At 32.7% G+C, this 12,281-nt stretch carries 13 protein-coding genes and 1 riboswitch; of the genes, 11 read left to right on the plus strand and 2 right to left on the minus strand.

The genetic code is table 11. From position 1 onward, the window contains the following. The first annotated feature begins 21 nt into the window (after positions 1–21). The 4 genes from ACHRWY_RS14150 to ACHRWY_RS14165 all read left to right on the plus strand — a co-directional run bounded on the left by ACHRWY_RS14150 (position 22) and on the right by ACHRWY_RS14165 (position 4,539). Positions 22–819: an adenosylcobinamide-GDP ribazoletransferase gene (locus ACHRWY_RS14150; RefSeq protein ID WP_395355478.1), complete on the plus strand. Its 798-nt coding sequence runs from the start codon at positions 22–24 to the stop codon at positions 817–819. Continuing rightward, positions 804–1,340, plus strand: coding sequence for an alpha-ribazole phosphatase (gene cobC, locus ACHRWY_RS14155; RefSeq protein WP_395355480.1), 537 nt, complete (start codon positions 804–806; stop codon positions 1,338–1,340). The genes ACHRWY_RS14150 and cobC overlap by 16 nt, the downstream gene beginning before the upstream one ends. 68 nt (positions 1,341–1,408) lie before the next feature. Further along, positions 1,409–1,620: riboswitch (cobalamin riboswitch) on the plus strand. A 26-nt stretch (positions 1,621–1,646) separates the two neighbouring features. Then, positions 1,647–3,500 (plus strand): TonB-dependent receptor plug domain-containing protein, encoded by a 1,854-nt coding sequence (locus tag ACHRWY_RS14160; RefSeq protein WP_395355482.1) that lies wholly within the window; start codon positions 1,647–1,649, stop codon positions 3,498–3,500. Between the two features lies 1 nt (position 3,501). After that, the gene (locus tag ACHRWY_RS14165; protein WP_395355483.1) at positions 3,502–4,539 is read left to right on the plus strand and encodes a YncE family protein; all 1,038 of its coding nucleotides are present in this window, start codon (positions 3,502–3,504) and stop codon (positions 4,537–4,539) included. 89 nt (positions 4,540–4,628) lie between these two features. Here the strand turns inward: ACHRWY_RS14165 and ACHRWY_RS14170 are convergent, their stop codons facing one another. Beyond that, the gene (locus tag ACHRWY_RS14170) at positions 4,629–6,101 is read right to left on the minus strand and encodes a S41 family peptidase (RefSeq protein WP_395355485.1); all 1,473 of its coding nucleotides are present in this window, start codon (positions 6,099–6,101) and stop codon (positions 4,629–4,631) included. Between the two features lie 162 nt (positions 6,102–6,263). Here ACHRWY_RS14170 and ACHRWY_RS14175 point away from each other — a divergent pair, with 162 nt between their 5' ends. The 7 genes from ACHRWY_RS14175 (at position 6,264) to ACHRWY_RS14205 (ending at position 10,926) form a co-directional block, all read left to right on the plus strand. Then, positions 6,264–6,773, plus strand: a complete 510-nt coding sequence (locus ACHRWY_RS14175; protein WP_395355486.1) for an RNA polymerase sigma factor — start codon at positions 6,264–6,266, stop codon at positions 6,771–6,773. Further along, positions 6,760–7,218, plus strand: coding sequence for a hypothetical protein (locus tag ACHRWY_RS14180; RefSeq protein ID WP_395355487.1), 459 nt, complete (start codon positions 6,760–6,762; stop codon positions 7,216–7,218). The genes ACHRWY_RS14175 and ACHRWY_RS14180 overlap by 14 nt, the downstream gene beginning before the upstream one ends. A gap of 17 nt (positions 7,219–7,235) precedes the next feature. Then, entirely contained in the window at positions 7,236–7,763 is a 528-nt protein-coding gene (locus ACHRWY_RS14185) for a DUF4252 domain-containing protein (protein ID WP_395355488.1), read from the plus strand. Between the two features lies 1 nt (position 7,764). Continuing rightward, a complete protein-coding gene (locus ACHRWY_RS14190) occupies positions 7,765–8,304 on the plus strand; it encodes a DUF4252 domain-containing protein (RefSeq protein WP_395355489.1) in 540 nt (179 codons plus the stop codon). 236 nt (positions 8,305–8,540) lie between these two features. Continuing rightward, complete coding sequence (locus tag ACHRWY_RS14195) at positions 8,541–9,215, plus strand: TIGR02117 family protein (protein ID WP_395355490.1); 675 nt, start codon at positions 8,541–8,543, stop codon at positions 9,213–9,215. A gap of 11 nt (positions 9,216–9,226) precedes the next feature. Further along, positions 9,227–9,625: an inner membrane protein YiaA gene (gene yiaA / locus ACHRWY_RS14200; protein WP_395355491.1), complete on the plus strand. Its 399-nt coding sequence runs from the start codon at positions 9,227–9,229 to the stop codon at positions 9,623–9,625. A gap of 254 nt (positions 9,626–9,879) precedes the next feature. Further along, a complete protein-coding gene (locus ACHRWY_RS14205; RefSeq protein WP_395355492.1) occupies positions 9,880–10,926 on the plus strand; it encodes a T9SS type A sorting domain-containing protein in 1,047 nt (348 codons plus the stop codon). Between the two features lie 66 nt (positions 10,927–10,992). Here the strand turns inward: ACHRWY_RS14205 and ACHRWY_RS14210 are convergent, their stop codons facing one another. Further along, entirely contained in the window at positions 10,993–11,379 is a 387-nt protein-coding gene (locus ACHRWY_RS14210; RefSeq protein ID WP_395355494.1) for a helix-turn-helix domain-containing protein, read from the minus strand. Positions 11,380–12,281: the final 902 nt, after the last annotated feature.

Raw genomic sequence — 12,281 nt, forward strand, 5'->3', positions numbered from 1 at the left:
TCAAAATTTATCATTCTATACATGAAAAAAGAACTCCATATCTTCTTTACCTGCTTAATGTTTTATACCAGAATTCCCTGTCCAAAAAACATCACGCACCATCCTGATTATTTAAACAAAGCCACTCGCTATTTTCCTTTGATTGGCTGGATTGTAGGCAGTATTTCTTTTCTGGCTTTTTATCTTTTTTCTCTTTTTCTTTCAACAGAAACAGCTGTTATTATTGCAATTATAGCCTCAATACTGACCACCGGAGCCTTTCATGAAGATGGGTTTGCAGATGTTTGCGACGGATTTGGCGGAGGATGGACCAAAGAAAAAATTCTAACGATAATGAAAGATAGTGCCATTGGCGCTTATGGCGCAATTGGTTTGGTGTTACTTTTTTTATTGAAATTCAAATTGCTTTCAGAATCCATTTCGCTATTTAAAACAGATAATACTATCGCACTTTTTCAGGTTTTTCTTTTATTTGTTTCTGCTCATGCTTTGAGTCGTCTGGCTGCTATTTCGATAATTTTTACTCATGAATATTCCAGAGATGATGCTTCAAGCAAAAGCAAACCAATTGCTAAAAATCATAGTTGGAAAGAAATTTCAGGTTCCTTTTTCTTTGGATTAATTCCACTATTTGTTTTCTCTTATTTTCAGCATACATTTCTTTTTGCACTGCTTCCCGTTTTTATAATGCGTTATTTTTTGGCCCGATATTTTAAAAAGTGGATTGATGGTTATACCGGAGATTGTCTTGGTGCAACGCAACAAGTTTGTGAAGTGATTTATTATTTAAGCATTCTTTTAATATGGAAATTTATCTAGTTCGCCATACTGAAACGATTTGTGAAAAAGGAATTTGCTACGGACAATCAGATGTTGATCTGGCTGAACCTTTTGAATCTGTTTTCGGGAATATTGTTTCGCAATTACCCGCAGCAGCAGTACTCTTTACGAGTCCATTGAAACGTTGTGTTATTTTAGCCCAATACATTCAGGATAGCATAAACGTTACTTCATTTGAAAAAGACTGCCGTTTAATGGAAATGAATTTTGGTGACTGGGAATTGAAAAACTGGAATGAGATTTCACCCGAACAACTTAATCCGTGGATGGAAGATTTTGTAAATATTGCAGTTTCAAATGGGGAATCCTTTATTGAATTGCATCAAAGAGTGGGCATTTTTTTAACTGAGCTTGCCTCAAAAAACATTAAAAACCCCATTATCATCATAACACATGCCGGAGTAATCAGAAGTATTTTATGCCATCAGGCTTCATTGCCTTTAAAAGATGCCTTTAACAACAAAGTAGACTTTGGTCAAGTCATTAAAATTAAACTATAAAAACCATTTTTGTTTCGAATTTGTTTTAAAAAGTCAAACAAATTTGAAAATTCGACAATTTTAACTTTATCTTTGCACAAAATTAAGGTTGTGTTTATTTAAAAACACATTAAAAGGGAATCAAGGAATTATAAAAAATCTTGAGCTGTACCCGCAACTGTAAGCTTTGTTCTGAAAAGAATGCTTGTTGTTAACTACAAAACCACTGCTCGCCACGGCGAATGGGAAGGTAAACAACAAGACGCAAGCCAGGAGACCTGCCTTTGTAATCAATATCGAGCTCTCGGGAAAAAGAGTGTAGAAATTATGACTTTAAAAAAACTTTTTGCTTTTTGCTTCTTAATGTTGTGCCAGATTATTTTGGCGCAGAATGATTCTGTTAACAAATTAAAAGAAGTTGTAGTTTCAGATGCTAATCTGAAGAAATACTCCAATTCACAATCCGTTTTAAAACTCAATGATTCTGTTATTAATAAAAATGAGGCTTTATTAACTGATTTATTAAACTTCAGTTCTACCATCTATTTTAAAGAATACGGACGAGGAATGCTTTCTACAGTTTCCTTCAGAGGGACAACGGCCTCGCAAACGGCAGTAATCTGGAACGGAATAAACATTAATTCTCAGATGAACGGAAGTACTGACTTTAATACGATTTCAGGCTCCGATTATAATTCTATCAGCGTAAAAGCCGGTGGAGGAAGTGTCATTTATGGCAGTGGTGCAGTTGGCGGAACAGTTCACCTGAATAATGATCTTGGCTTTTACAAGAGATTCGAAAATAATTTAAGAGTAGATTACGGAAGTTTCAATACCATTGGACTCAATTATAAAACCAATATTTCGAACGAGAAATGGAGCGCACAAATTGGTTTCTCTAAGAACAGTTCAACAAATGATTATAAGTATTTAAACCAATACAACTGGAAAGGCGAACAACGCCGGAACCAAAACGGACAGTACGACATCATTACAATGAGCGCCAACGTTGGTTATAAATTTGACTCCAAAAACAGTTTAAAATTATACTCTCAAACTTCAAATACGGATCGGAATACATCTTTAATATCAGAAACCGAAACTAAAACCCGATATGTAAATGGTTTTAATCGAAACTTACTGGAATATGATGGTAATTTTGGCAAATTTAGCACCAATTTAAAAACTGCTTATATCTTCGAAAATTACCAGTATTACCCCAATAATGCTATTAATTTTTTCACTTACGGAAAAACGGAAAGCCTCATTACAAAAGCAGATATAGGATATCAGTTTTCAAAATCAATACAAGTAAGTGCCATTTTAGATTACAACAGAACAAAAGGTTACGGAAGTGGTTTTGGTGATCATACCAGAGAAATTAGCTCAGCTGCTCTATTAGTAAAACAAGATATTTCAGCAGATTGGAAAAATGAATTTGGCATCCGAAAAGAATTTACAGATAATTATCAATCACCGGTTTTATTCTCGTTAGGATCTTCGTATCAATTCAGCAAATTGTACAATTTAAAATTTAATTTATCCCGAAATTTCAGAATCCCAACTTTTAATGATTTGTATTGGGAACAAGGCGGAAATCCCGATTTAAAACCTGAAAGTTCTTATCAGGCAGAGATTGGTAACGTTTTTACTTTTAGAAACCTTTCACTTACCCAAACCTTTTATTACATGAAAATAAAAGATTTATTACAATGGGTTCCTGGCAGTAACGGAATCTGGTCTCCAAAAAACACAGACAATGTCAATAGTTATGGAGCAGAAACATTATTGAGCTGGAAAAAACATTTTGGAAAAAATTACTTTGCCGCAAATGCCACTTATGCTTACACCGTTTCTAAAGACGAGGATACTAAAAAACAACTCTTTTTTGTGCCTTTTCATAAAGCAACTGCATCTTTTTCTTATTCAGGAAACAGAATTTCTGCTTATTATCAATTTATGTATAATGGCTTTGTTTATACTACAGGAGATAATAATCCAACAGAAATTGTAAACGATTATAACGTTTCGAACATCGGAATCGATTATGATTTTAAATTTCTGGATGCTTTCAGACTCGGGTTTCAGGTTTTAAATCTTTTCAATAAAGAATACGAAAGTCTGGAATACAGACCAATGCCGGGTCGCAATTTTAATATGTATTTAACCTTAAAATTTTAATATGATGAAATTTAGTAAATTATTTTTAATAGCACTTAGCGTTTCTTTATTCGTTTCGTGTTCAAATGATGACAGCGACGATACTCCAAAAGGAGTGTATGACAAGGGCTTTTTTATTTTGAATGAAGGCACTACACAAGGTACTGTTTCATTTTCAAGTAATGATTTAACTTCTTTCACTAAAGACGTTTATTCCATCGTAAATGGAAATGACATCCTTGGGAAATATGCACAAAACATCTTTTTTAGCGGAGACAATGCTTATATAATTTCTGGCGGAGCCAACAATATTACAGTAGTTAACCGATATACTTTTAAGTTAATTACAAAAATCGAAACGGGTTTAAAGAATCCAAGATACGGAGTTGTAAAAGATGGTAAAGCGTATGTTACGAACGCCAATACCTATTCATACGAAAATGCGGCAACAGGAGATACAGATGATTATGTTGCAGTAATTAACCTGGCAACTAATACTTTTGAATCTAAAATCGACTTAAATTCTACTGCAAACAGAGTAGTCTTGAAAGATGGAAAACTTTACATTACCGATTCTTATAACGATAAATTACTGGTTGTAGATATTGCAACGAAAAAACTGGACGCTCCTGTACAAATTGGCCTTAACGCTGATTGTATCGAAGAAGACAATGGAGTTTTATACATTTTAAAAGGAGGATTTGGAAATGCCAGTGAACTTGTAAAAGTAAAAATAGCAGACAAAACAACTAGTAAAATTGCTTTTCCTGAAAGCTTAAGCGGTGCCGGATTTATGGATATTGAAGACAGCAAAATTTACTACACAGTAGGAAGTTCTGTTTATACTATAAATACAAATGCTACTGCTGCATCAACAACAGCAGTCATAACAACGCCTGCGACTTATGTATACGGATTTGCAGTTAACGATGGCCATATCTATGTTGCTCAAGGAAACTTTTCGACAGATGGTAAAGCTTACATCTACAATTTAGCCGGAACCCTGCAAAAAGAATTAACTACCGGTATAGGAACTAACGGTTTTTACTTTAATGATTAATAATTATTAATTAGTTTTTAGAATTAGTTTTTGGACGAGACATTTCTAATAAAAAAGGCTTTCAGAAATGAAAGCCTTTTTTATTGTTTTTATTTTAATGCTCTTAAAAGCCCTTCGGGAGCTTTCTCGAGATACATTTGATTTCTGATTCCGCTAATTGCTTTAGTATCTGTAAAACCTTTTAAAGCTACTCCTCTTTCCTCTTCTGCTTTTTTAGTAGTCGCACCAGTAATCTTACTTATAACCAAATTTAATAATGGCTCTGACGGATCACCTAAAACACCTAAATTACTAATACGCTCGAGTTGTTCGTAAGTTGGCTTTAAACCGTCTGTATATTCACCAAAATCAGCTGAATTTACAATTTTTAAAACTAAAGGCTGCATAGCATACTTATGATTTAGATTTCTGTTTGCTTTTCCAAAAGTTGGAGAATCGTATAAAGTAACTGATCCTACATTTTTACCCACTGTTGTTTCTCCTACCTGAATTACAGAAATATAAGGCACTAATCCGTTTATTACCAATTCGCTTGCCGAAGCTGTGCCACTAGTCGTTATAATATATACTTTAGTTTGGTTCAGACTATTAATTGCGGCTCCATCGATTTTATCAACAAATCTGTTAATAAGAGACTCTGGATCTTCACTCTCATAATATTGGTTAATTTTGGCATTCCATTTCTCCTTAGAGAAAACCTTAGAGGTAAACTGACCTGTAATCATGCTCGCCAAACGTGTTGCCGTTTGTATAGAACCTCCACCATTATACCTTAAGTCTAAGACAAAATCAGTAATTCCCTGCGCTTTTAAATCTGCAAAAGCAGCATTAAGTTGTGCATCATAATTGGCATAAAAACCATTATACATCAAATATCCAATTTTATGACTTCCTGATGTTATGACTTTATTGATGAAAACAGGATTTTCATCTAAAGTTGTTTTCACTAATGACACAGATTTACCATTAGATACAAAAGTAGTTCCATCGTAAGTAACCATATTAAAAGTATAACTATCAGCCGCCAAAAGGGACTGATAATTGGATACAGTAAGTTGAGTACCATTTATTGCAGTAAAAAGGTCACCGCGTTTGATATCTTTTTTAGAAGCATCAGAATTTGGAATAATATAACGCACATAACCTACCAAATCGGTAGTACTGTTAGGCTTATAACTCAGTCTAAAATCGACTCCGTTATTTTTCGAAGTTCCCTGAAGTTCTTGCTCTAAAACGGTGTAATCATCAACAATCCAGCTAAAACGGTCAATAGCCTGCCCTTTAGGAAATTTGCTAATAGGTTTGTTCAATAAATCCTGAAATAAATCTTCAGGTTTAGAATATCCACGTAAAAAAGAATTAAGCGCTTCCTGATTATTAAATCGATTATCTGCCAAATTTGGGACATCAGCCTGCCACAAATAAAACTGATTCAGTCCTTTCCAGATAAAATCATTGACCTGCAATGATGCCGGAGACTCAACATCATCCTGATCCTCACAAGATTGCAAAGAAAAAGCAAGTAAAAATAATAACAGTACACTCTTTAATATTGTTTTCATATAGTCGTATCTATGTAGTACTAACGTAAAAATAGTATCTTTAGTTTTAAGTGTACTTATTTTTAAAGTATTTTTTTTTATAAAAATTTTCACATTCTCATGTAACAAAAATAATTGTACTTCGTCTTGACTATATAAGCTAACGAATAACCACCAAATTTTATGAATCAGAATGTGTTTATAGAATTAATAAATCCTTTTAAAGACAAAGTTTTTCGTCTGGCAAAAAGATTGTTAACCAGCACCGAAGAAGCAGAAGATGCCACTCAGGAAGTAATGGTTAAATTATGGAATAAAAAAGAGAATTTAGAAACCTACAGTAGTGTTGAAGCATTGGCGATGACAATGACAAAAAATTACTGTCTGGATCAGTTAAAATCGAAAAGAGCCGGAAACCTTAAAATTGTTCATAATAATTATACAGACCGGGAACCCCAACTGGATAAAAAGCTGGAAGATTCCAATAGTTTAGAATGGGTAGAAAAAATAATAAGTCAGTTGCCCGAACAATTACAAATATTAATTCAGTTACGCGATGTTGAACAATATGAATTTGATGAAATTGCAAAAATTGTCAACATGAATGAAACGGCTATTCGGGTAGCACTTTCGAGAGCGAGAAAAAAAATACGAGAATCAATGCTTAATACACACCGATATGGAATTCAGTAAAATAGAAGATATATTAGAAAAATACTTTCAGGGAGAAACCAATATTGCCGAAGAAAAAGAATTAAAAGAATATTTTTCTTCACCAAATGTTGCGCAGCATTTAGAGTATTACAAACCTATGTTTGGTTATTTCTCTCAGGTAAAAGAACAAAAATCGACGCAGGAGATCCCACTAAAAACTAATAAACGAAATGTGGCGTGGTTATCGATTGCAGCTTCAGTTGTTGTTTTACTAGGAATTGGAACCTATTTTTATGTAAGCGAAAAAAATGCAGCGCAAACTGTAGGGCAAACAGAATTAGGAACCTATGACAATCCGGAAGAAGCCCTTGCTGCAACGCAAAAAGCTTTAGCCTTATTATCAAACAATGTTAATGTGGGTATCGAAAGTGTACAATACATTAAGGAATATGAACAATCAAAAAATAAAATTTTTAAACAATAATTAAAATTCAATCAAAAATGAAAAATTTCATCATAACACTAGTTTTAGCATTCGTTAGTCATGCCTTTTATGCACAAGGCGCATTTGACAAATTTGATGGTCAGGACGATGTAACCTCAGTAATTGTAAACAAAAAAATGTTCGATTTAATGAGTAAAGTAAAAGTTGATGCCTCTGATAAAGAGACGCAACAATACATTAATCTGATTAAAAAATTAGATTACTTAAAAGTATTTACCACAAAAAACCCTAAAATTGAAGCCGACATGAAAGCTTCTGCTGACAAATATGTGAAAACAGCCGGTTTAGAAGAATTAATGCGGGTAAATGATAGCGGCAGAAACGTAAGAATATCTGTAAAATCAGGGGCAAGTGACACACAAGTAAAAGAATTACTAATGTTCATTAATGGGGCTAAAAACGACGAAACGGTTTTATTATCACTAACAGGTAACTTTGATATTAACGAGATTTCAGTACTTACAGACAAGATGCAACTTCCTGGTGGTTCTGATCTAAAAAAAGCCTCTAAAGGCAAAAAATAAGATGAAACTTAACGTTTTTACCACAGCCGTTCTCGTCTTACTAACTTTTATTAGTTGTAATTCTGAACCTTCATTGCAAAAATATTTTGTAGAAAACACAAATAACAAAGATTTTATCGCTTTGGATGTCTCTCCCAACATTTTAAATCTCGACCAAACCAAGTTATCTGCAGAACAAAATGAAGCTTTAAAATCATTCGACAAAATGAACATTTTAGCTTTTAAGGCAAATGACAAAAACCAGGCTCAATTTGAAACAGAAAGAGCCAAAGTTAAAGCGATTCTAAAAGATCCAAAATACCAGCAGTTAATGAAGTTTGGTTCAGGTAAAGACGGCGCATCAATAAGTTATGTGGGTACTGATGACAATATTAAGGAATTTGTAGTTTTTGCCAACAGAAAAGAAAATGGTTTTGCAGTCGTTCGTGTATTAGGCGAAAACATGAATCCAAATAATATCATGACTTTAATGTCTGTTTTGAAAGAATCTAAAATAGACATGGAACAACTAAAGCCTTTACAACAAATACTTAAACAATAACATCTATCTTACTTTAAAACAAAAAAGCTCCATAAGTGGAGCTTTTTTTATTTTAATATCCAGTCCTGAAAATAAGAATTAGAATCTCAACCTATTTGAAAGATTATACTGCACAATAGTTTATTGTAATTTATTTTGATCTGAACCTAATTTAATTATATTTGCACTCAACCAATTGAGTTTATTAATTCAAAACTTACTAATTAACAAAGCAAACCAAGCAAAAAACCATCTCATTGAAGAAAGCAGTCAAAATTACTCTTAAAATATTTCTGGTATTTTTTGGACTTATTATTATTTACATACTGGCCGTATTTTCACTTCCTAAAATAACCATCAATCAGGAAAACAATACAAAACCTGAAGTTGAAATTTACATTTTGACCAATGGTGTGCATACGGATATAGTAATGCCAACAAAAAACGATCAGATTGACTGGAGCAAAAAAGTAAAATTTGAAAACACAAAAATTTCTGATTCTACCTTTAAATATTTGGCTATGGGCTGGGGTGACAAAGGTTTTTACCTGGAAACTCCTGAATGGTCTGACTTAAAAGCTTCTGTTGCATTCAAAGCAGCTTCCGGACTAAGTACTACTGCTATCCATGCGACCTACTACAAAAATCTAAAAGAAGGTGCCGATTGCAAAAAAATGATGATCAGCAAAGCGCAATACGACCGCTTAATAAAATACATTTCTGATAGTTTTCAGAAAGATGCTTCAGGGAATTTCTTACCTATAAAAACAAACGCAAATTATGGAAAAACTGATGCCTTTTACGAAGCAAATGGCAGTTACAGCATCTTTCATACTTGTAACACCTGGGCTAATACTGCCTTAAAAAGCAGCGGTCAAAAATGTTGTTACTGGACCGCTACAGATTCCGGAATTTTTTCTAAATACAAATAAATTAAATAAACATGGTACAAAAAACATCGAATGCCTTTATAGCGGCATCTTGGGTAGCTCTTGGAGCAGGAACAGTAGGTTTTATCGTTGGACTTGCAAGAGCAGAAATGCTATTGAATGAAAAAGGATATTATTTTACGGTTTTAATGTTTGGTCTGTTTGCTGTTGTTTCCTTACAAAAAAGCGTTAGAGACAGGCTTGAAAAACTTCCGGTAACAGATATCTATTATGGAATTTGCTGGTTCGGAACTTTACTATCCATTGTATTACTGGTAGTCGGGCTTTGGAATGCTACTATTTTACCCAGCGAAAAAGGTTTTTATGCCTTTGCTTTTTTACTAGCCTTATTTGGAGCAATTTCAGTACAAAAAAATACCCGCGATAATATGTCATTCACCCAAAACGAATAATCGCATACAATTATAATGACCAAAACCAACTTCCAAAGTTAATTAACCACAAAAAAGCTCCATAATCTGGAGCTTTTTCTATGTCAGAATTTAGTTATTTTTATTGATACCAGCCCTTTATTAAAGTAATCTAAAGAAAAAGACTTCAATTCTATTATTCTAACAAAAATCAAATAATTACAACATACTTTCTTATAAAAGCAACAACATTTACAAAGGAAAATTTATCTTTGACCAAATCTAAAATAATATATATGAAAAAAATTTTACTCTTAACATTACTATCTGCATTTAGCATTAATGCACAAACCCCTTCAAACTATGTAACGGGATTTAATACCCCAACAGGAATTGCGTTTGATGCATCCGGAAACTTATTTGTTGCCGATAACGTTACCTATAAAGTAACAAAAGTGACACCTGGTCTTGTGCAAAGTAATTTTGTTACCTTAAATGGTACTCCGCAACAAATAGCTTTTGATGCGAGTGGCAATCTTTGGTCAGCAGGTTCCGGTATAGCCCAAAGAATTGAAAAAATAACCCCTGCAGGTGTTGTAACGGTTTATTCTACTACTGGAGGTCCATACGGAATTGCCATTGATGCAACTGGAAACGTTTTTTATTCAGAAGAGAGTGGTGGTAACATCAAAAAAATAAGCACGACAGGAACAGTGACAACTTTTGTTTCAGGTCTTCTTCAACCTAACGGATTAGCATTTGATAAAGCTGGTAACTTATACGTTGCTGATAAAGGAGCTGGAGCCATTAAAAAAATCACCTCCGCTGGTGTGGTTACTACAATAGTAACATTCCTGAGCAGTCCAAACAATCTTGCTTTTGCACCAAATGGTGATTTATATATTTCATGTGGAGCAGTAAATCGAATTTTCCGTCTTCCTGCTGGTGGAGCAGATGGTGACCAAACACAATTTTACAGATTTAATGTTGATTATGACACTCCGGCACAAATGACAGTTTACAACGGAAATCTTTACGTGAGTACAGGTTCAAGCACTAAAAAAGTGATTAAACTGGCAGATCCAAGCTTAGGAGTGGGCGACATTAAAAAACCTGCAAACGATGGTATTGCTGTCTATCCAAATCCGGCAACAAACTATTTGAACATAGAAGCCAACAATGTTACAATTGAAACTATTGAATTATATGATCTAACAGGCCGCGTAGTTAAAAGCTTCAAGCCATCTGATGTGAAAGACAATAAAATTATATTGCCAAATGTAACTTCAGGAAATTATATTTTAAAAGTCAACAATACTTCTAAGAAGATTATCATCAAGTAATACCCTTTTATCGCTATACGTAAAAGCTCCACTAAAGTGGAGCTTTTTTTTTGTCAAAATTTAAGATTAATTATCGTCTTTGTTTTTCAATTTACTTTTTAACATCTCGATTATGGCATCTTTGTCTTTTAAGCTTTCCTGATATAAAAATTCGATTTGCTCAACCTTTTTTTTGTATTCTGCATGTAAATTCTCCACATAAGAAATTTTAGCAAAAGAATTTTTCCTCTTAAAAAAAAACTTTTTCTTACCAATTCCCTTAAAAAAATCTTCAGGAGAAAGCTCAAAAATTAATAACAAATCTTCTAAATATTTTCCCCATGTACACGTTTTCCCAGATTCCAATCGTAAGTATGCGGAAAGGTCAATATTCAACCTGTCAGCCATCTCTTGAAGGGAAATGCCCTTTTCAAGACGAATTCTTTTAATTTTTTGTATTATTTCTGCTTGCATAATATGTAGTGTATTAAACAAATATAGCTCAAAAAGAAAGAAATTAGCCATTAAATAAGTCTATTTTATAGGCAAAATAAGCCTAAATAAAAGCCTTTTATGATCAAAATTAACACAGAATTATCTTCAATTTTGAAAAGTTGAAAGTCACGGACGACTTTTAATAACTCATTACTAACTTAAAATTCAATATTATGACGAAGGTAATTCTTAAACTAGTGTGGTGGATTGTTGAACAAATGGCTTAATTAATTCATCGTAACATAATCAATATTAAAAGGAAAAACGTTTTAATATTGATTATGCTACTTTCAAACTGTAACTATATAAGAAAAAAGAGACTAATTATAAAAGATTAGTTATGAAAAACCAGAAGAAACTGAATGTTTTCAAGAAAACATGGGAAAATTTAAACTTAAAAAATGTAACCATTGAACAATCGGAACTCACAAGAATAATACATTTGAGCTCCAATTCAATTGTAAAAAAAATTTTTATTATAAGCATAATTGAGTTTACCCTTTCCATTCTGCCTTTCTTTTTTGATGGAAAAAAACTTTTTACCGAAGAAATAATTATCATTCAAAAAAGTGAAATAATGCGGTATTTAGACTATTTATATTACATCATTTTTATTTTTTTTATAGTACAATTTTATCTCAACTTTAAAAAAATAAACACCAATTCGAATCTAAATGAACTATCAAAAAATATATTAAAAACAAGAAAATCAGTTTACAACTACATCTATATTAGCTTAATTATTTTTAATTTAAATTCGATAGTTTTTGCTTATTTATATTTAGAAAGTAATTCTTCTTATAAAAATTTCATCAGCCACCATCCATCACAAAACAGTCAGCTTATTTTTCAGATCCTTTTTTACAGTATTTTAATTTTAT

The sequence above is a fragment of the Flavobacterium sp. FlaQc-48 genome (genome assembly GCF_044007335.1).
GTDB lineage: Bacteria > Bacteroidota > Bacteroidia > Flavobacteriales > Flavobacteriaceae > Flavobacterium.